The sequence below is a fragment of the Aeromonas sp. 600774 genome (assembly GCF_049175075.1).
GTDB lineage: Bacteria > Pseudomonadota > Gammaproteobacteria > Enterobacterales > Aeromonadaceae > Aeromonas > Aeromonas veronii_A.
The window spans coordinates 40,141-58,634 of the sequence record NZ_JAAKUJ010000014.1 but is presented as its reverse complement, the minus strand read 5'-3'; the positions used below and the strand labels follow the sequence as shown (position 1 = coordinate 58,634).

Sequence of the window (18,494 nt, the reverse complement as noted above, 5' to 3'; positions counted from 1 at the left end):
GGCAGAGTTAACCGCACAGGTCTGTCGTTAGCCTCTTCAGAGAGGCTACTGGGAGAAGGGCGAGCCGGAGCAGGCTGTGTTTTAGATGAATGTGATCCGTTCGGGGTCTTTTGCGGCAGACATCATCCTTTCAATGAACCTTACAGTTCGTTTTATAAACGCTTTGCGTTATGTTGTCTGGTTATGACCGGTCGCGAAACAGTGCTCCGCTATCGGTGTGAGATGAGTTCTTTTCTCTTTGGCTTGTGCGGGCTGGCCCGACGAATTGCGGCGTGGTTCTTTATGTTTCTGTTCAGGATCGATCTCTCCCGAACCGGGTTACGCTTCGGCGGTGCCTTGCTGGTCTTTACCCTGCCGCTGCTGGTGGGAGGTTGGCTCATCCACAGCAATTATGTGCAGGAGCTGAAAGCGGAATCCAGCGCCTCGGCCCACAAGGCCAGAACCCTGATGGAGTCGATGCTGGATCATGCGGAGCAGGCCAATCGCTCTGTGCTGCCTCTGGTGAATGCTCCCTGTCGCGACAACCTGCTGGTACTGCGCAAGAAGGTCGCCATCGAGCCCTTCCTGCGTTCGGTCAATCTGGTTCGCAATGGCATCATCTATTGCACCTCGCTTTTTGGTGAGGCCAACGATGCTGATGACGGTGCTATCTATGCTGGCCGCAAGCTGCTGTTGATGAGTGGCAACCGGGTTCGGCAAAATCACCCGCTGCTAGTGGTGCGCACCGAGCAGGGTAAGGATGCCGCCCTGAGCGCTATCGACAGCACTCAGCTCAGCTTCATGCTCACCATGAGCGGAAAATCCAGCGCGCTCTATCTGCAGGTGGGAGCGGCCTGGCTCAATGAGTCGGGCCGCTATCTGAGCGAGGCGCCCACCCTCCAGCGCGGGATTAGCCTGGCCCTCACCTCATCCCATTATCCTTTCACCATCCATGCCGGTTATGCCATGCCGGTCTACTGGACGTCGCTGTGGGCCGCGCGGCATGTGGCGCTGTCGTGGCTGGCGGTTTCCTCGCTTTTGCTGGCCTGGCTGGTGTGGTGGGTGCTGGGGCGTCCCGGCTCGCCAACAGATGAGTTGCGACGCGCCCTGCGGGCCAGGGAGTTTGTTCCCTATCTGCAGCCGCTGATTGCCAGCCACGACGGCAAGATGATGGGCGCCGAGGTACTGATGCGCTGGGAGCATGTCAATGAAGGAGTGATCCGGCCCGATCTCTTTATCCCGCAAGCGGAGGAGTCGGGACTGATCGTTCCCATGACCACCCATATCATGAAACAGGTGGCGACACGGTTGAACCGCTCTCAGGAGCAGTTGCCCGATGGGTTTCATATCAGCTTCAACATCAGCGCCGCTCATTGCCATGATTTTGCCCTGCTGGCCGAGTGTCGCGCCTTCCTCGGGCATTTCCTCCCCGGCAAGGTGGTACTGGTGCTGGAGCTGACTGAACGGGAGCTGCTGATGTCCGATCCCCAGACCCTCTCCCTGTTCCGCCAGCTGGACGAGATGGGGGTAAAACTCGCCATCGACGACTTTGGTACCGGCCACTCCAGCCTGGCTTACCTGCAGCAGTTCCATGTGGATTACCTCAAGATCGACAAATCCTTTATCGCCCGTATCGGCACCGAGTCCCTTTCGGAACATATCGTGGACAACGTGATCGATCTGGCGACCCGGCTCGGTCTGGCGCTGGTGGCGGAAGGGGTGGAGAGTGAGCGTCAGGCTGACTACCTCAGGGCGAAAGGGGTCGATTATCTGCAGGGTTACCTGTTTGCTCGCCCCATGCCGTTGCGCCAGTTCTGCGAGGAGCTGCTACCGGAAGAGGCACAAACCCGCCAGCCAGATGGGCGAGGCATCCCGAACGCCACCTGATTTATCGGTGACAGACGGGCGGCCAAGCTCCTTTCTGGCAGGGTAGGGAAGTGCTCTCCCCCTATCCCCCCTCGAGTGCAGGGGCTTGTTTTTCATGCCTTGTGGCTCACTTTTCGGTAGAATCGGCGCTCATTTTGAAGTCAGATGAGGCGCGGTATGACGGTTCAGTTCCAGGCATTTCACAGCATCAAGGCGATTGGTAATCGGGAGGTGCTGTTCAACTGGTCGAGAACCAATCCCCTCGGGGCGCTGGATCAGGTGTGGCGCCCGAAAACCCGCGATGAGCTGCAAGCGCTGCTGCGGGAGCACCCCGAGCGCAAGCTGCGCCTTATCGGCTCCGGCCTCTCTTTTGAGCCCATTCATAGCGTCTACGCCGAGGGCAGTCAGGCACTGCTGGTGGACTTGCACCACCTGCGCGGCCAGCTGGCGAAAACCGCCGATACCGTGACCTATCAGGCGGGGACGCCGCTCGATACCGTCTATGCCGAGCTGATCGCCATGGAGCGGATGCTGCCCGCATCCCCCGGCGTTATCGGCATCCAAACCCTGGGCGGCGCCCTCAGCACCGGCACCCACGGTCAGGGGCTGCACCAGTCAGCCCTGTGCGATGCGGTGGAGGCGATGACGGTGATGCTGGCCAATGGCGACATCATCCGGGTGGATCGCACCGACCCGCGCTTCGGTGCCTTCGTGATGGGAATGGGGATGCTCGGCATCCTGCTCGACGTCACCCTGCGCACCGTGTCCAACCGCATTATGCGCTGCACCAAGTTCACCACCGATTACCCCTTCCTGCTGGAGCACAACGAACGGCTCAACCGCGAGCATGGCTTTGTGAAGAGCTGGTGGTTTGCCTGGACCGGCGAGAGTCACATCTGGCTGGTGGACCCTGCCTCCGATGAGGAGGTGGCCCGTTATCGCGCCGGTGGCAGCGAGCCGCTGCTGCTGGATGGCGATATCGACGCCCGCATGAACGCCACCATAGATGCCACCCTGCAGAAGATGGCGAAAGATACCAAGGATGAGGCACTGGCCGGTGAGCACTTCGAGACGGTGCGCCGCTTCAAGGATGCCTCCGATCTGGTGGGCAACGTCTACCAGATCCTCTGCAAGGGGATCCCGGCGCCCCAAATCAACTGCGAGGTGGCGGTGCCGCTGCATCGCATGAACGAGGCGCTGGAGACTCTGCAAGCGTGGCAGCAGGCCAATCCGGGCGTGTTGCACTACCCCTTTATCCTGCGCTGCACCGGCCCTTCCGAGGCCTGGCTCAGTGCCGCTTATGGCCAGCCGGTCTGCTGGATCGGTTTTCTGGTCTATCTGGCTGCAGACGGCACCTTCGTCAACGGCTCAATGGAGCAGATGCGCGAGCTACAGCAGCTGCTGGTGCCCCTTGGCGGTATCCCCCATTTCGGCAAGCATCTGGCGATGGATCTCTACGACTTCCCGGCCCTGCTGCCACGCTGGAACGACTTTGTGGCGTTGAAAGCCGAGCTCGACCCCCACGGTCGTTTTGAAAACCGCTGGCTCAGCGACCTGTTTGCCAACCGGTAAGGATCTGACATGACCGATATGCAAGATACCCGCTCACTCATCACTCTGCCGACCAGAGGGAGGTCATCGATATGACCGATATGCAAGACTCCAGGATCCCGGTGACCCTGCTGACCGGCTTTCTCGGCAGCGGCAAGACCACCTTGCTCAACCACTGGGTCAAGCAGCCCGAGCTTGGCGAGTGCGCCGTGCTCATCAACGAGTTTGGCTCGGTGGGGCTGGATCACCATCTGGTGCAACAGGTGGACGAGCAGGTGATGCTGCTCGACTCCGGCTGCATCTGCTGCTCGGTGCAGGGCTCCCTGGTGGAGGCGTTGCAGGGGCTCTTTATGAAGGCCATCCAGCGCAAGATCAAACCGTTCAAGCGGCTGATTATCGAGACCACTGGTCTGGCCGATCCGGCCCCCGTGCTCTTTACCCTGCGCGAAGAGGGCTTTATCGCCCAGCGTTACCGCTTCGATGGCACCGTCACCGTGGTGGATGCCGGTCATATCGAGCAGCAGCTGGCAGCCCAGTATGAGGCGGTAAAGCAGGTGGCGCTGGCGGATCTGCTGGTGGTGAGCAAGGGCGATCTGGTAGACGGCGAACAGCTGGCGCGGGTCGAAGCCCAGCTGGCGGCCCTCAATCCGGCGGCCCCCATCCAGCAGGTGACCAATGGCGAACTGTCGCCAGCGGTGCTGGAGAAGCTCGGCGCCTACAACGAAGCGGCCGGGCGCGATGTGCGCCAACTGCTGGCCTGGCTGCGCACCGAATCCCCCAAGCAGGGGCTGGCATCCCCCATGCAACCGAAGATGCAACCGTTCGCCGCCAAGGTGGGCACAGCTGCGCCCACCCACTTCGAGCACGGCAACATCGAGAGTTTCTCTTTGCGCATCGGTGAGCCGCTCAAGCCCTCTCGCCTGCTGGCCGCCATCGATGCGGTGCAGGCCCAATACGGCGATGCCCTGTTGCGCCTCAAGGGGATCTTGCAGCTCGAAGGGGAGAGCCAGCCGGTGGTGATCCACGGCGTCCACGGTCAGCTCTATCCATTGCAGGCATTGGGTGAGTGGCCGGAGGGCAAGGCCCAGTCCCGACTGGTGTTTATCGTGAAAACTCAGGACAAGGCGGGGATAGAGCGGTTGTTCCTTGATACGCTCAAGGCTCCCGAGCCCAGCCTTGAAGAGCGGCTCAAGGCCATGCTTGGCCAGCCGGATGCCTGATGTCTGAGATGACCCGCCCGTAACAACGAGAGCGGGTCTTTTTATTCCTGAAGTGGAGGTGGTCTGTTATGGCGGAAGTTTCACTCGGGGTAAGCCCTGCCCAGCGCAAGTGGCTGCCCATGCTGGCGGCAGTCGGCTTTTTCATGCAGTCGCTGGATGGCACCATTCTCAATACCGCCCTGCCCAGCATGGCCGAGACGTTGGGGGAGAGCCCGCTGCAGATGCAGTCGGTGGTGATCGCCTACATGCTGACGGTGGCGCTGCTGATCCCTGCCTCCGGCTGGCTGGCGGACAGGTTCGGTACCCGTCGCATCTATCTGGCAGCGATCTCGCTGTTCACCCTCGGTTCGCTGGCTTGTGCCGCCTCCGGTTCGCTCTCGATGCTGGTGGCTGCCCGGGTGCTGCAGGGGATTGGCGGCGCCCTGCTGATGCCGGTCGGGCGATTGGCTGTGCTGCGGGTCTACGACAAGCGGGAGCTGCTGCGGGTAATGTCGTTCGTCACTATTCCGGGGCTGCTTGGCCCGCTGATGGGGCCAGCGCTCGGTGGCTGGCTGGTCGAGGTAGCGAGCTGGCACTGGGTCTTTCTCATCAACCTGCCGGTGGGGGTGATCGGCTTTATGGCGAGCTGGTACTTTATGCCCGATCTGCGTCAGGCGACCGCCCGTTTTGATTGGCAGGGCTTCGTGCTGTTCAGCCTCGGCATGGTGCTGGTGTCGGTCGGTTTGCAGGGATTGGGGGAGCACAGCATCTCCACCGGCTGGGCGCTGTTTGCGCTGATTTTCGGGTTGGCGGCGATGGCGAGCTACTGGCTCTACGCTGCCAATGCGGAGCAGCCGCTCTTCAGTCTGAACCTGTTCAAGACCGCCACCTTCGCCATCGGGGTCTGGGGCAACCTGTTTGCCCGCCTCGGCAGCGGTGCCATGCCGTTCCTCACCCCGCTCTTTCTGCAATTGGGGCTTGGCTTCTCCCCGAGCAAGGCGGGGATGACCATGATCCCGACGGTGCTGGGCGCCATGCTGACCAAGACGCTGGTGAACAAGCTCATCCCCAGGGTGGGCTATCGCCGGATCCTGATTGGCAACACTCTGTTGCTCGGCGCCATGATCGCCAGCTTCTACTTTATCGACAATCAGCTTCCCTATGGCGTGCTGCTGGGCTGGCTGGCGATCTTCGGCGCCATCAACTCGCTGCAGTTCTCCGCCATGAACACTCTCACGCTGCAAGATCTCAGCCCGACCCTGGCCAGTAGCGGCAACGGCCTGCTCTCGGTGGTGATGCAGCTCTCCATGAGTTTGGGGGTGGCGATTGCGGCCAGCCTGCTGGGGCTCTTCTCGGCGGGCACTTCAGCTGCCAATGGCCAGTGGCTGGCAGGGTTCCATCTCACCTACCTCTGTGTCGGTTTGCTCTCCATGCTGGCGGCGCTGATCTTTGCCCAGCTGGCGCGCGATGGTGTTACGCCGTCGTCACGGGCAGATAGCTGACTTCGCAGGGGAGCTGCGCCAACACCTCAGCCAGATGGGCCGTCTCCAGCAGAAAGGTCTGCTCGGGGTGGCCCGGGGTCCAGGTGAAGGCGGAGTGGCTGAGCAGTTGCGGGTCCACCAGCAGCGGAATATCGGCGCGGGGCAGGAAGGGGCAGACCGCTCCCGGCAGGCAGCCGATCTCAGCCTGCATCTCTTCGGCGCTGCAGATGGAGGGCTTGGCACCGAGCGCGGCCTTGACCGCCTTGTTGTCGAGCCGGCCATCCCTGTGGGTCAGCAGCAGGGCGAAGCGGCCATCCTTGAACTTGATAAAGAGGGTCTTGCTGAACTCCGCCTGCCAGCCGAAGCGGGCTTTGACCTTCTCATCGGTGGCGTAGTCGAGGATCGGTTCGTGTTCGAAGCGCTGGTGGGGCAGGGCGGTGAGCAGCTGGCAGTTGAAGTCGTGAATGGTATCGAGTGGCATTGGGTTCTCCTGTGGTGGGCGCTATCCTGCCACTCTCGCAGGGGCTGGCCCAATGACACTTTCTTATCCGTGATAAGCAACCTTGTCCGTGAAACAACAAGGGCGCCGCGAGACGCCCTTGGGGATCAGTGATGCTGCAATTCGCACGCTTCCCAGTGAAAGGGAATGGGGCACAGCTGCTGGGAGGCCTTGTCATAGGCTTGCCACAACGACTCCATGGTGCGGCCATCGACTGGGTGGCGCAAGGTGGGTGCCAGCTCGGCCAGCGGCCAGAGCACGAAGGCATTGGTGAGGATCTCGCCGCGCGGCAACACCAACGGTGTCTCGCAGACCAGATCACCATAGAGCAGCAGATCGAGATCCAGCGTGCGCGGGGCGAACTTCTTGGCATCTGGCTCGCGACCGTGGGCAAACTCCATGGCCCGTAGCCGCTGGCAGACGGTGCTCAGCGGCAGCTCGGTCTTTGCAGCGGCCACCAGGTTGTAGAAGGGGCGGCCGTTGAAGCCGACAGCCTCGCTTTCAAATACCCGGGAGACCTGCAACTCGCCAAACTCGGCGTGCAGGGCATCGAGCCCCGCGCGGATATGGCGATTCCGCTCGATATTGGATCCCAGGCTTATATAGATAGTGGTCATCAGTTGCTGCTCGCGGCTGGCGTGCGATGGCGCAAGATCTCGACGCCGACGCCGGCGGCATTTGGCACGGCGCCCGGTTTGGTCAGGGTAACTTTGACCCACTGTACCCGCTCATCGGCCAACACCAGCATGGCAACCTGTTCGGCCATGGTTTCGACCAGTTCGACCACCTTGCCGCTGACATGCTCGCAAATCTTGTTGGAGAGATCGGCATAATCCAGTGCCAGATTGATATCGTCGGTTGCGGCGGCGGGACGGTTGTCGAACCCCATCTCGAGGTCGAAACAGAGTTTCTGGCGAATGCCCTTCTCCCACTCATATACACCGATAGTGGTCAAAACTTCGAGTCCGCGAATAAACACCTTGTCCATGACAGTACTTCTTCTTTACTCTTGATGGGCTGTGATGACAGCGCAGGGATGCAGGCTCGGCAAGCAGTTTGCCGCGCGGTCGGTTTGGGCGACACGCTTTTGGGCAAGCCCGAGCCAGCGCCAGAGAATGTGGCCCGCATCATACCCCATTCATATCGTGGTAAAAACGACCAAGATGACGGCCCTGACGATTTTGATGATTATTCTGGCCTACCTGGGTGGTTCTCTATCCAGTGCCGTGCTGGTTTCCCGGATCACGGGTCTGCCGGATCCCCGTGACCATGGCTCGCACAACCCGGGGGCCACCAATGTACTGCGCCTCGGCGGGCGCATGGCGGCGCTGGTGGTACTGCTGCTCGATGTGCTCAAGGGGACAGCTCCCGTCTATCTCGCCTGGTATCTGCAGATCAAACCCGTCTACCTTGGCTTTATCGGGGTTGCCGCTTGTCTTGGCCACATGTATCCCCTCTTCTTTCATTTTCGTGGCGGCAAAGGGGTGGCTACGGCGCTCGGTACCATGCTGCCCATCGGCTTTACCATGGGAGGAGCGGTGATCGGTACCTGGCTGCTGGTGCTACTGGTGAGCGGCTACTCTTCGCTGGCCTCCATTATTACTGTGCTGCTGACGCCGCTCTTTACCTATCTACTCAAACCCGAATATACCCTGCCAGTCTCCCTGCTCTCCTGCCTCATTCTGATCCGCCATCACGAGAACATCTCCCGCCTGCTTAAGGGGGAAGAACCCAGAGTCTGGGGGCGAAAACGTGCTGCCAGTGCCAAGGAAGTGGCAGAAATAGCTAATGTTGCGCAAAAAAGAGACGAACGAGACAAAAAGTGAAATTTCCCGTTGACCATCCGCCTTAAAATCCGTTTAATAGCGCCCACGCCCAGATAGCTCAGTCGGTAGAGCAGGGGATTGAAAATCCCCGTGTCGGCGGTTCGATTCCGTCTCTGGGCACCAAATTTTGGTGCCATGAAATAAAAATTTGTTCATGCACAATGGTTTAAAGTGTGCCGGCTTAGCTCAGTAGGTAGAGCAACTGACTTGTAATCAGTAGGTCACCAGTTCGATTCCGGTAGCCGGCACCATTTGCCCAGATAGCTCAGTCGGTAGAGCAGGGGATTGAAAATCCCCGTGTCGGCGGTTCGATTCCGTCTCTGGGCACCACTAATAATTCCTCCTTAGCTCAGTCGGTAGAGCGACGGACTGTTAATCCGCAGGTCGCTGGTTCGAGCCCAGCAGGAGGAGCCAAACCGAAAAGCCCTTGTCGCAAGACAAGGGCTTTTTTTCTTTGGTTCAATACCGATTTTTACCATAACAACCATCACACACGCACAGAAAGACGGCAGGATAGATATGGAAAATCAAGTAGTTATAGAGTCAAAGGGGCGACTGGCCACCATCCGCGAGTGGCTTGAGCCCGTGCTGGTGCTGCTGATCCTGGGCAGCCTGTTTGGCTACCTCGGCAGCCAGATGGGCCTCTCCGCCATGGTCAACACCCTGTTCAATACCGCCCACCAGCTGCTGCTCAATACCGTGCTCTTTATCATGGGGATCACAGTGCTCTCCGGTGCCCTCAGCCAACTCTTGAGCGAGTTCGGGGTGATCCGTCTGCTGGAGGTGCTGCTGGCCCCCCTGATGAAGCCGGTGTTTCGTCTGCCTGGCCGCACCGCCCTGGCGGCCCTGATGACCTTCTTCTCCGACAACCCGGCGGTGATCAGCCTCGCCAAGGACAGCCGCTTTCGCAAGGGCTTCACCCCCTGGCAGCTGGTGTCGCTCACCAACTTCGGCACCGCCTTTGGCATGGGGCTGATCGTGGTGACCTTTATGGCCACCCTGCAGCTGCCGAGCGGTGAATCCACCGCCAGCGCGGCGCTGATCGGGTTGCTGGGTGCTCTGGTAGGTTCGGTGGTCTCCACCCGACTGATGCAGCGAATGATCCGTCCGCTGGTGGGTGAGGTGCTGGATGATGAGCCGACGGATGCCAAGGGGCACAAGGTCGGGGTCAGCAAAGAGGCGGCTCCGGGCTGGCTGCGGATCCTCAACTCGTTGCTCGATGGCGGCAAATCCGGCGTGGAGCTGGGGATGGCGGTGATCCCGGGCGTGCTGATCATCAGCACCTTCGTCATGCTGCTCACCTTCGGCCCGGGGGAGAAGGGCTATACCGGTGAAGCCTTCCAGGGGGTTGCCTTGCTGCCGGTATTGGCTGCCAAGGCTGGCTGGCTGTTTGACCTGCTATTCGGCTTCCAGCAGCCGGAGCTGGTCGCCTTCCCGGCTACCTCGCTCGGCGCAGTGGGTGCCGCCATGTCGCTGGTGCCCCCCTTTATCGCCAAGGGGTGGATCACCGGTAACGAGGTCGCGGTGTTTACCGCCATGGGGATGTGCTGGAGCGGCTTTTTGAGCACCCACACCGCCATGCTTGATGCCCTCGGCTATCGCCATCTCACTTCCCGCGCCATTGTCGTCCACACCGTCGGCGGCTTGTGCGCCGGGGTTGCGGCGCACCAGCTTTATATGCTGCTGGGCTGAGCAGAGTGAAAAGAGAGAGGGGCGCTGCGGCGCCCCTTTCTGTATCTATCGGTGACGAGTTGGCTCGTCCTTCGGTTTACTCAACATCGCCGATCAGGCTCTGTGCGATCACCGCTTCCGGCATCATCTCCCGCAGCCCGGCGATCAGTTTTTCCCCCGCCTCATGCAGCGCAGCCAGCGGCATCTCGGGCAGGCTCTCCAGAATGAACCACATCTGGCCCGAATCGACACTCAATCGGGTGCGTACACCCTGCCGCCAGTTCCAGCGCCGACAGGTGACCCCCTTGTCATCCCGCCAGACGACCTCGCCGGGCTCCACTGGTTCGTGGGTCGGCTCGCCCCCCTTCATGGTATCGAACCGCTCGCTGCCATCGGCCACCACCAGTCGCGGCAGTCCCTCATAGGCAAGCAGGTTTTCGCCCCCCACCGGAATGGCGTAACGGATACTGATGGCGTTGTAGAGATCGACCACGGGATCGATGGCGGGCAGGTTGCCATCGCGGGCGACCCGTTTTCTCAGAGCTTCGGCGGAACAGGGAGTCCGCTGCGGCTTGGCGCCGAACTTTCTGAATAGATCGCCCCAGGCGGCGAGATGCGCCTCTGCCCACGGCACATCGGCAGTCAGCATGGCGGTGCAGGCTTCATCAAGGGCGCGTGCCCCCACTTTCGGGTCAACCACGGCTGCGGCCTGCACCGTGATGCTCAGAGCGCGAAAGCTGGGAGCCAACTGGCTGACTTCGGGGGAGATATAGGGGGTGATCAGGGACATAGCGACTCCATAAAACGAACGAGGCTGGGAGAAGGCGGTTGCCGGCCAGCATAGCGGCAACGGCAAATCCGGTTTGAGAGCCATCTTGCGCGAACATTTTAGATAAGAAAATTTACATGATCTTAATAGCCATAAGTTTCATGAATGAAAAATGATGTGTTCAAGGAGATGGCGGGCATGTACCGGTATATAGCGAAGAGTAGCCCTGCGGTTTCCGGTTCGTTGCGGCAATACCCCTTTGCCGCCTTGATCTGCAGCGGCAGCCGCTGGCCGTCCGGCTCTCTTGTGATGCCCTCAGTTGTCATGCCCAAGCACGAGGCGGTCACTCAAATCGCTTGATTGCTCAATGAGTTGGCTATGGCTGGCGTTTTTTCATCGTTCTGGCCCCGCTTATGCATTTCTCTTGGCAACACCATCAAGGGTCGTTGTCGCGGAGAGATATCATGATCAGCAGTCTGCTTCCCCTTGCCTCGATCGCCCTCAAGCTGGGCAGCCAGCTGCTTGGCAGCAGTAGCAAACCCCAGCCCGTGCAGCCTGCCGTACAGGAGGAGCACCTAGCCCCGACCGTCCAGAGCCTGTTCCAGCGACTTGGTATCAAGGATGCCGATAGCGAACAGAACCGCTCGGCCATCAACCACTTTATGGGGGAGCTGATGCAGACCCTGGGGCAGGAGAATGGTGGCCAATCCCTCACGGCTGCCATCGACAGCGCCCGCAATCAGCTGGCGAGCGGCACCCAGAGTACACGCCTCGATGCGCTGCAAAGCGAGCTCGATACCCTCAAGGATTCCCTCGGTGCCAGCCATCTCAACCTCGATCAGCTGCTCGGCGCCTTTAAACAGACCCTGCCCAATGGCAAGGGAGATGGGGTTGGCAAGCTGCTAAATGCCAGCGCGTGAACGGTGGCAAGCAATAAAAAACGGCAACCTCGGGTTGCCGTTTCTGTTTTTGGTTTAACACGTTATGAGGGAGGTGATGGCGGGTTTTCCATGTCGCTGGCTACTTCTACCTGCCCTCTTGCGTACAAAGCGTGAGCTGCCTCTTGGCGATCCGCTGCCTCCTTGTTCTGACTGAGTTTGAACTTGCCGACTAGCCCAGTTATCTCGATTTCGATTCCCACCACAGCAGCCACTTTGGCCTCGAGATAGTCTCGGGGGGCATCTGCCATTTTCCATGGGGTCGGTTCTCCGGCCTCATGATGACGAGTCAGATTTGCCAGCAGGCGGCGTACGAAGCGGGCATCGTCGCGAATCTGGATGCGACCGTGAGCATGCACAACGCTGTAGTTCCAGGTCGGTACCTGCTGGTGATGCGCTTTCTTGCTTGGATACCAGTTAGGGGAGATATAGGCATCTGCAGCCTTGAAGATCACCAGGACTTCGTCCCCATCCCTGGCCTCTTGCCAGAGCGGATTGTTGCGGGCTACATGGGCACGTAGGACGCCATGCTTCCCACTCTCCGTGTCCAGTTCGAACGGAAGATGGTTCGCATCCAGCCCCCGCTCACCGTGGGTGATCAGCGCTCCTAGCGGATGTGCCTGCATCAGTTTATGCAGAGCTTCGGGGTCATCGGTGGCGAAATAAGGTGGTAGATACATGCAGACTCCTTTATCGATAGTTGGCTTCCATGCATAACGCATCGGATGCCCATTCTTGCGTCAGCAGGGACATCAAGCGATAGCCGGGGAATAAAAAGAGGGCCTAAGCCCTCTCGTCACATATCACCAACCGCGATCAACCCACCCGTTTGGCCAGCCATTGTTCGGCGGCAGTCAGGGCTGCTTCTACCTGCTCCCGGGCAACGCCGCCTTTGGCAACCCGTTTGGCCAGTGTCGCTTCCAGTTCCAGATTGGGGTAGACGTCGAACTCGATTACCGGGCTGAAGCGCTGGAACTCGCCGATGGAGAGCTCCTCCAGCGGTTTGCCCACGCTGATGGCAAAGACCACGGTTTCACCGACGATATGGTGCGCCTCACGGAATGGAATCCCCTTGGCCACCAGATAGTCCGCCAGCTCGGTGGCGTTGGCGTAGCCGCCCTGCGCCGCCGCCATGGTGCGCTCACCATTCACCCTCAGATCGATCAGCACCAGCGCCGCCATATCGAGGCAGTCGTGCCAGGTATCGAGGGCATCAAACAGCCCTTCCTTGTCTTCCTGCATGTCCTTGTTGTAGGCCAGCGGCAGCGCCTTGAGGCTCATCAGCATGCCCATCTGGGCGCCGACCACCCGGCCAGTCTTGCCGCGGATCAGCTCCAGCGCATCCGGGTTCTTCTTCTGCGGCATTAGCGACGAGCCGGAGGTGACCGCATCGGAGAGCTCGACAAAGCCCGCCTCGCCGGTGTTGTAGAAGATAAGGTCTTCGGCAAAGCGCGACAGGTGGGTCATGGAGAGGGACGCCACGTGCATCAGCTCCACCACGTGATCCCGATCGGAGACCGAGTCCAGACTGTTGCGGGTGGCGCCGCTAAAGCCCATGTCCAGCGCCAGCGCTTCGCGGTCGATGGCATAGGCGGTGCCCGCCAGCGCGCCGCAGCCGAGCGGGCTGGTGTCGAGGCGCTTGAGCGCATCCTGCAGCCGGGAGTAATCCCGCTCCAGCATCTCCACATAGGCCAGTGCCCAGTGGGCGTAGGTGACCGGCTGGGCCCGCTGCAGGTGGGTGTAACCGGGCAACACGGCCGCCTGATTGGCACGGGCGGAGGCGACCAGCCCCTGCTGCAGAGCTGTGATGGAGCCGAGCAGCAGCTCGCCCTGGGCCTTGCACCAGAGTTTCAGGTCGGTGGCGACCTGATCGTTGCGAGAGCGGCCGGTGTGCAGCTTTTTGCCGAGATCGCCGACGGCGGCAATCAGCTGGCTCTCGACCCAGGAGTGGATATCTTCGGCATCCGAGCTCAGGATCTGCTGGGGATCCTGCTGCACCGAGGCGAGCAGCACCTCCATCGCCTGTTGCAGTTTGCCCTGCTCATCGGCGGTCAACACCCCCACCTTCACCAGCGCTTTGGCCCAGGCCATGGAGCCCTGAATATCCTGCTCCGCCAGCCGGTAATCGAACCGCAGCGAATCGTTGAACTGCTTGAACCGGCTATCGGCTCCCTGACTGAAGCGTCCACCCCAAAGTGCCATACTGCTCTCCTTGAATGCGTTGTCGGCGGCGCCCTGGCCACCGAGCTTGAAATCGTGCCCTGTTTTTCTGCGAGCCTGTTATCTCACAGAAGTGGCCCGGGCGCTGCCGCTCTTGTCACACCCGCCGATGATGGGTCAGGGGCCATGCCCTCGGCCTATAGAAGAGGGGGCCATGCCCCCTCAACGGAATCAACGGGTTATCTCGCTTGCTTAGCCGTGGGTGTGATCGCCACCGATGGCCTGATGCTGCTCCTTCATGGCGCGGATCCGGCTGGCCAGGGTGTAGAGACGGATAAAGCCTTCGGCATGGCTCTGGTCATACACTTCGTCGGCGCCGAAGGTGGCGAAATCTTCGGAGTAGAGGCTGTTCGGCGACTTCTTCTGCACCGCGGTGACCTGACCCTTGTACATCTTCAGCACCACTTCACCGTCGAGATCTTCGGCGATGGCGTTGGCCGAGGCGAGGATCGCCTTGCACAGCGGGGTGAACCAGCGACCGTCATAGACCAGATGGGAGAACTCGGCACCCAGCTTTTCCCGCCAGGCGCGGGTCGGGCGATCCAGTACCAGCTCTTCCACGGCGCGCAGCGCGGCGACCATCACGGTACCGCCCGGGGTCTCGTAGCAGCCACGGGACTTCATCCCCACCATCCGGTTTTCGGTGATGTCGATGCGGCCCACGCCGTGCTTGCCAGCACGCTCGTTCAGGGTCATCAGGATCTGGTGCGGGCTGAGCGGCTGGTCGTCAACGGCCACCACTTCACCCTGCGCCACGGTCAGCTTGATGTACTCCGGCTGATCCGGAGCCTGCTCGGCCGGTACGGTCCACTGCCAGACCGCTTCGGACGGCTCGTTCCAGGTGCTCTCCAGCTCGCCACCTTCGGTGGAGATGTGCCAAGCGTTGGCATCGCGGCTGTAGATCTTCTTCAAGGTCGCCTTGCAGGGGATGTTGCGGGTCTCCAGATAGGAGAGCAGATCTTCCCGGGAGCGCATGTCCCAGATCCGCCACGGGGCGATGACTTTCAGCTGGGGCGCCAGCGCGGCAACCGCACCTTCGAAACGCACCTGATCGTTACCCTTGCCGGTGCAGCCATGGGAGATGGCATCGGCCCCTTCCGCCAGCGCGGCCTCGACCATCGCCTTGGCGATCACCGGACGGGCCATGGAGGTGCCCAGCAGATAGGTGCCCTCATAGACAGCGCCAGTCTTCAGGGTCGGGTAGACGTACTCTTTGACGAACTCTTCGCGCAGATCCTTGATGATGCACTTGGTGGCGCCGGAGGCGATGGCTTTTTGCTCGATCCCTTCCAGATCGTCGCGCTCCTGACCGACGTCAGCTACGAAGGCGATGATTTCGGCGTCATAGTGCTCTTTCAGCCAGGGAATGATGGCCGAGGTATCCAGTCCACCCGAGTAAGCCAGTACGATCTTGTTGATTCCGCTCATGTTACTTCTCTCCGTGATGATTCGATGATGATTCGATAAAGGGTCGTGATTCAGGTTGAGTACCGCGTTACTTGCCGCCAAGAAGGGTCAGCAACACGGCGTTCTGGATATGCATCCGGTTTTCGGCCTCGTCCATGATGAGGGAGGCGGGGCCATCCATCACCTGCGAGGTGATCTCCAGCTCCCGGTGCGCCGGTTGGCAGTGCAGCACATGCTGGATGCCGGTGCGGTCGAGCAGGGCCTGATTGATCTGGTAAGGCATAAAGAGGTCTTTGACCTGCTCCATCGGGGTGTTGTCGCCCATGGAGACCCAGGTATCTGTGTAGGCCACGTCGAACCCTTCGATATCAGCCACGTCATCGCTGATGTGGATGGTCGCCCCCGACTTGGCCGCCAGTGCCTGCGCCTGCAGGAAGATCTGGGTATCCGGGCCGTGACCTTTCGGGCAGATGAGGGTGACGTCGGTGCCCAGGGTCGCCCCCAGCAGCAGCAGAGAGTGGCTGACGTTGTTGCCATCACCGAGGTAGGCAAGCTTCACCTTCGACAGGTCGTCGTAGTGCTCGGCAATGGTCATAAAGTCGGCCAGCCCCTGACAGGGGTGGTAGAGGTTGCACAGGCTGTTCACCACCGGCACTGTGCCGTGCTCCGCCAGCTCGACCAGGGTCTGGTGATCGAACACCCGGGCGACGATGGCATCACACCAGCGCGACAGGTTGGCGGCGAAATCCTTCACCGACTCCCGCTTGCCCAGCGCGCCGTTTTGCTGATCCAGATAGACGCTGTGGCCGCCCAGCTTGGCGATGCCGATGTCGAAGGTGACCCGGGTGCGCAGGGAGGGCTTCTCGAACAGGGTGACCACGCTCTTGCCGGCCAGCGCCTGGCTGTACTTCTTCGGGTCGGCCTTCACTGCTTTGCCCAGCGCAATCAGCGCTTCGATCTGGGCTTTGTTCAGATCACTGTCTTTCAGAAGATGTTGCATCGGATGTTCCTTGTTCCGGTGGAGATCAAATGGCCACTTGAGTGCCGACGGCGCCGCCAGCCAGCAGCTTGAGCAGCTGGTCCGGGTAACGCCAGCTGGCGACACAGACCGGCTTGCCGAGGGTCTCGGCGGCGTGTAGGGCAGCTTCTACCTTGACCGCCATGCCATCGCGGATCACCCCTTTCTCCATCAGATCCAGCGCGGTCACCTTGTCGAGCTGGGGCACCAGCTTGCCCTTGCCATCGAGGATGCCGCTCACATCGGAGAGCATCACTAGATCGGCACCGAGCGCCTCGGCAATGGCGGTGGCCGCCTGATCTGCGTTGACGTTCATCAGTTGCCCTTCGGCGGTGATGCCGATGGAGCTCACCACCGGCAGGAAGCCCTGACCGAGGATCCCCGCCACCAGTGCCGGGTTGCCCGGCTTGCACTCGCCGACCGCGCCGAGATCCGGGTCGAGCTGGGTCACCTGACAGAGGCCGCCATCCGCCAGACAGAGCCCCACCGCCGGAATGCCGGTGGCGATCGCCTTGGCCATCATCTGCTTGTTGGCTGTGCCCGCCAGCGCCCCGGCAATAAAGGGGATCTGCTCGAACGGGGTCACCCGCAAGCCGTTCTTCTTGGTGGAGGTGAGACCCAGCCCCTTGAGCAGGTCATCCACCAGACAGCCACCGCCGTGCACCAGCACCAGCGGACGGTGCTGATCGTCGAGAAAGGTTTTGAGGGTGGCGAACAGGGCGGTCAGCGCCTCGTCGTTCTCGATAAGGGCGCCGCCCAGCTTGATTACCAACGTCTGTTTGTCCATGTTCGAGATCCTTCCTAAGTCCTTAAATCAGGCCGGTGGCCGGTTCAAATCCGAATTTGATATTTATGCACTGCATTGCTTGCGAGGCGGCGCCCTTGAGCAGGTTGTCGATGGCAGAGACCACCACCAGCATGTTGCCCTGCTGTTGCCAGGCGATATCGCAGTAAGGGGTGTTTGCCACACCGCGAATAGAGGGCATCTGGCCGGTGAGGCGCACCAGCGGCTTGCCTTCATAAGCCTTGAGGAAGGCCTGATCCACCTGAGTGGGGGTTACGCCGTCCGCCAGCTGCACATAGATGGTGGCCAGAATGCCGCGCACATAGTTGCCAAGGTGGGGCTGGAACAGCACCTCCTTGCCGAGGTGATGGCTGATCTCCGGCTGGTGTCTGTGATTGAAGGTGCCGTAAGGGTTAAGGCTCACTTCGCAGAAGCTGGTATTGATGGCCGCCTTGCGCCCGGCGCCGGAGACCCCGGAGACGGCGTTGATGATGGGCTGCCACCCCTTGGCAATCAGGCCATCCTGCTGCAGCGGCTTGAGGGCGCACAAGGAGGCAGTTGGGTAGCAGCCGGGCACGGCGATCAGTTGGGCGGTAGCGATGGCATCGGCATTCCACTCCGCCAGGCCATAGACGGCCTGATCCAGCCACTGTTCGCTCTGGTGGGTGAAGCCGTAGAAGCTGTCGTAAAAGCCCTGATCCTTGACCCGGAAGGCGCCGGAGAGATCGAACACCGGCAACCCCTTGGCGAGAAACTTGGGTGCGAGCTCGGCGCTCACCTCGTGGGCGGTGGCCAGCAGCACCAGATCGGCCTGGGTCAGGATCCGGGTCATGCCATCCTCGTCCAGCGGCAGCAGCGGCTGATCGAGGGCTCCGACCCACTGGGGATGCAGGGAAGAGAAGCGCTTGTGGGCATCCTGACTGCCGGCCGAGACATAGAGGCCGAACAGCTTGAGTTGTGGGTGGTTCTGTACCAGTGCGGCCAGTTCGGCTCCCGCGTAGCCACTGGCACCGACGATAACGGTGTTAAGCATGTTGAATATTCCAAGTCAGAGTTCGAGATTCACAGCATGACGCTGCAGTGCACAAGGGTGTTCGATCGCCCCTTTGCACAAGTGCGGAGGGGCAATTCAGGCGGGTGTGTGTCGTCGGTTATAGATCAGGTGACAGAACATTAACTTTCCCTTACAACTAGAAGCCTTTGTTGGCGAGCTGCTTATCCTGGCAAAAAGACAGAATATTCATGCATTCGCATTGCATTTGTATTTTCTAACAGAAACATTCCGG

At 60.7% G+C, this 18,494-nt stretch carries 17 protein-coding genes and 4 tRNA genes; 11 read left to right on the top strand and 10 right to left on the bottom strand.

From position 1 onward, the window contains the following. Positions 1–282: 282 nt before the first annotated feature. The 4 genes from G5171_RS15840 (at position 283) to mdtD (ending at position 6,097) form a co-directional block, all read left to right on the top strand. Complete coding sequence (locus tag G5171_RS15840) at positions 283–1,866, top strand: EAL domain-containing protein (protein WP_421244511.1); 1,584 nt, start codon at positions 283–285, stop codon at positions 1,864–1,866. Between the two features lie 156 nt (positions 1,867–2,022). After that, the gene (locus tag G5171_RS15835; RefSeq protein WP_421244510.1) at positions 2,023–3,417 is read left to right on the top strand and encodes a D-arabinono-1,4-lactone oxidase; all 1,395 of its coding nucleotides are present in this window, start codon (positions 2,023–2,025) and stop codon (positions 3,415–3,417) included. 71 nt (positions 3,418–3,488) lie between these two features. Beyond that, a complete protein-coding gene (locus G5171_RS15830) occupies positions 3,489–4,616 on the top strand; it encodes a CobW family GTP-binding protein (RefSeq protein WP_216979999.1) in 1,128 nt (375 codons plus the stop codon). 68 nt (positions 4,617–4,684) lie between these two features. After that, positions 4,685–6,097, top strand: a complete 1,413-nt coding sequence (mdtD, locus tag G5171_RS15825) for a multidrug transporter subunit MdtD (RefSeq protein WP_216980000.1) — start codon at positions 4,685–4,687, stop codon at positions 6,095–6,097. On the opposite strand, the gene G5171_RS15820 is transcribed toward mdtD, so the two are convergent. From G5171_RS15820 to folB, 3 genes are all read right to left on the bottom strand, one after another. Next, complete coding sequence (locus tag G5171_RS15820) at positions 6,069–6,557, bottom strand: YbaK/EbsC family protein (protein ID WP_236347985.1); 489 nt, start codon at positions 6,555–6,557, stop codon at positions 6,069–6,071. The two genes, mdtD and G5171_RS15820, sit on opposite strands and share 29 nt — an antisense overlap. A gap of 125 nt (positions 6,558–6,682) precedes the next feature. Beyond that, the gene (folK, locus tag G5171_RS15815) at positions 6,683–7,192 is read right to left on the bottom strand and encodes a 2-amino-4-hydroxy-6-hydroxymethyldihydropteridine diphosphokinase (protein ID WP_216980003.1); all 510 of its coding nucleotides are present in this window, start codon (positions 7,190–7,192) and stop codon (positions 6,683–6,685) included. Further along, positions 7,192–7,563 (bottom strand): dihydroneopterin aldolase, encoded by a 372-nt coding sequence (folB, locus tag G5171_RS15810; RefSeq protein ID WP_005341634.1) that lies wholly within the window; start codon positions 7,561–7,563, stop codon positions 7,192–7,194. Before folB ends, folK begins: the two co-directional genes overlap by 1 nt. Positions 7,564–7,738: 175 nt before the next feature. On the opposite strand from folB, the gene plsY reads away from it, so the two are divergent. From plsY to G5171_RS15780, 6 genes are all read left to right on the top strand, one after another. Further along, on the top strand, positions 7,739–8,401 hold the full coding sequence (gene plsY / locus G5171_RS15805; protein WP_041233993.1) for a glycerol-3-phosphate 1-O-acyltransferase PlsY: 663 nt from the start codon (positions 7,739–7,741) through the stop codon (positions 8,399–8,401). Positions 8,402–8,448: 47 nt separating this feature from the next. Next, positions 8,449–8,524: transfer RNA gene (locus G5171_RS15800), tRNA-Phe, on the top strand. A gap of 52 nt (positions 8,525–8,576) precedes the next feature. Further along, positions 8,577–8,652: transfer RNA gene (locus tag G5171_RS15795), tRNA-Thr, on the top strand. 3 nt (positions 8,653–8,655) lie between these two features. Beyond that, positions 8,656–8,731, top strand: a tRNA-Phe gene (locus G5171_RS15790). A gap of 8 nt (positions 8,732–8,739) precedes the next feature. Then, a tRNA-Asn gene (locus G5171_RS15785) sits at positions 8,740–8,815 on the top strand. 105 nt (positions 8,816–8,920) lie between these two features. Continuing rightward, positions 8,921–10,093 carry a nucleoside recognition domain-containing protein gene (locus tag G5171_RS15780; protein ID WP_421260420.1) on the top strand — a complete coding sequence of 391 codons (1,173 nt, stop codon included), beginning with the start codon at positions 8,921–8,923 and terminating at the stop codon, positions 10,091–10,093. 76 nt (positions 10,094–10,169) lie between these two features. Here G5171_RS15780 and G5171_RS15775 read toward each other — a convergent pair whose 3' ends face one another. Then, the gene (locus G5171_RS15775) at positions 10,170–10,862 is read right to left on the bottom strand and encodes a B3/4 domain-containing protein (RefSeq protein ID WP_421260419.1); all 693 of its coding nucleotides are present in this window, start codon (positions 10,860–10,862) and stop codon (positions 10,170–10,172) included. Positions 10,863–11,305: 443 nt separating this feature from the next. On the opposite strand from G5171_RS15775, the gene G5171_RS15770 reads away from it, so the two are divergent. Then, a complete protein-coding gene (locus G5171_RS15770; RefSeq protein WP_201938577.1) occupies positions 11,306–11,761 on the top strand; it encodes a hypothetical protein in 456 nt (151 codons plus the stop codon). 62 nt (positions 11,762–11,823) lie between these two features. Here G5171_RS15770 and G5171_RS15765 read toward each other — a convergent pair whose 3' ends face one another. The 6 genes from G5171_RS15765 to argC form a co-directional block, all read right to left on the bottom strand. Beyond that, positions 11,824–12,459: an FMN-binding negative transcriptional regulator gene (locus G5171_RS15765; protein ID WP_216980006.1), complete on the bottom strand. Its 636-nt coding sequence runs from the start codon at positions 12,457–12,459 to the stop codon at positions 11,824–11,826. Between the two features lie 136 nt (positions 12,460–12,595). Then, positions 12,596–13,981: an argininosuccinate lyase gene (argH, locus tag G5171_RS15760; protein WP_216980007.1), complete on the bottom strand. Its 1,386-nt coding sequence runs from the start codon at positions 13,979–13,981 to the stop codon at positions 12,596–12,598. A gap of 210 nt (positions 13,982–14,191) precedes the next feature. After that, a complete protein-coding gene (locus G5171_RS15755; protein ID WP_421260418.1) occupies positions 14,192–15,427 on the bottom strand; it encodes an argininosuccinate synthase in 1,236 nt (411 codons plus the stop codon). Between the two features lie 67 nt (positions 15,428–15,494). Beyond that, on the bottom strand, positions 15,495–16,406 hold the full coding sequence (locus G5171_RS15750; RefSeq protein WP_033135648.1) for an ornithine carbamoyltransferase: 912 nt from the start codon (positions 16,404–16,406) through the stop codon (positions 15,495–15,497). Between the two features lie 25 nt (positions 16,407–16,431). Then, a complete protein-coding gene (gene argB, locus G5171_RS15745; RefSeq protein WP_158110316.1) occupies positions 16,432–17,211 on the bottom strand; it encodes an acetylglutamate kinase in 780 nt (259 codons plus the stop codon). Positions 17,212–17,233: 22 nt separating this feature from the next. Further along, positions 17,234–18,241: an N-acetyl-gamma-glutamyl-phosphate reductase gene (gene argC / locus G5171_RS15740; protein WP_374885997.1), complete on the bottom strand. Its 1,008-nt coding sequence runs from the start codon at positions 18,239–18,241 to the stop codon at positions 17,234–17,236. Between the last annotated feature and the right edge of the window lie 253 nt (positions 18,242–18,494).

Coding starts and splice junctions, on each gene's coding strand:
- argH (WP_216980007.1), bottom strand. CDS start 13,981: ATGGCACTTTGGGGTGGACGCTTCAGTCAGGGAGCCGATAGCCGGTTC.
- G5171_RS15765 (WP_216980006.1), bottom strand. CDS start 12,459: ATGTATCTACCACCTTATTTCGCCACCGATGACCCCGAAGCTCTGCAT.
- plsY (WP_041233993.1), top strand. CDS start 7,739: ATGACGGCCCTGACGATTTTGATGATTATTCTGGCCTACCTGGGTGGT.
- argC (WP_374885997.1), bottom strand. CDS start 18,241: ATGCTTAACACCGTTATCGTCGGTGCCAGTGGCTACGCGGGAGCCGAA.
- G5171_RS15755 (WP_421260418.1), bottom strand. CDS start 15,427: ATGAGCGGAATCAACAAGATCGTACTGGCTTACTCGGGTGGACTGGAT.
- mdtD (WP_216980000.1), top strand. CDS start 4,685: ATGGCGGAAGTTTCACTCGGGGTAAGCCCTGCCCAGCGCAAGTGGCTG.
- folK (WP_216980003.1), bottom strand. CDS start 7,192: ATGACCACTATCTATATAAGCCTGGGATCCAATATCGAGCGGAATCGC.
- G5171_RS15830 (WP_216979999.1), top strand. CDS start 3,489: ATGACCGATATGCAAGACTCCAGGATCCCGGTGACCCTGCTGACCGGC.
- G5171_RS15835 (WP_421244510.1), top strand. CDS start 2,023: ATGACGGTTCAGTTCCAGGCATTTCACAGCATCAAGGCGATTGGTAAT.
- G5171_RS15780 (WP_421260420.1), top strand. CDS start 8,921: ATGGAAAATCAAGTAGTTATAGAGTCAAAGGGGCGACTGGCCACCATC.
- G5171_RS15840 (WP_421244511.1), top strand. CDS start 283: ATGTTTCTGTTCAGGATCGATCTCTCCCGAACCGGGTTACGCTTCGGC.
- folB (WP_005341634.1), bottom strand. CDS start 7,563: ATGGACAAGGTGTTTATTCGCGGACTCGAAGTTTTGACCACTATCGGT.
- G5171_RS15775 (WP_421260419.1), bottom strand. CDS start 10,862: ATGTCCCTGATCACCCCCTATATCTCCCCCGAAGTCAGCCAGTTGGCT.
- argB (WP_158110316.1), bottom strand. CDS start 17,211: ATGGACAAACAGACGTTGGTAATCAAGCTGGGCGGCGCCCTTATCGAG.
- G5171_RS15750 (WP_033135648.1), bottom strand. CDS start 16,406: ATGCAACATCTTCTGAAAGACAGTGATCTGAACAAAGCCCAGATCGAA.
- G5171_RS15820 (WP_236347985.1), bottom strand. CDS start 6,557: ATGCCACTCGATACCATTCACGACTTCAACTGCCAGCTGCTCACCGCC.
- G5171_RS15770 (WP_201938577.1), top strand. CDS start 11,306: ATGATCAGCAGTCTGCTTCCCCTTGCCTCGATCGCCCTCAAGCTGGGC.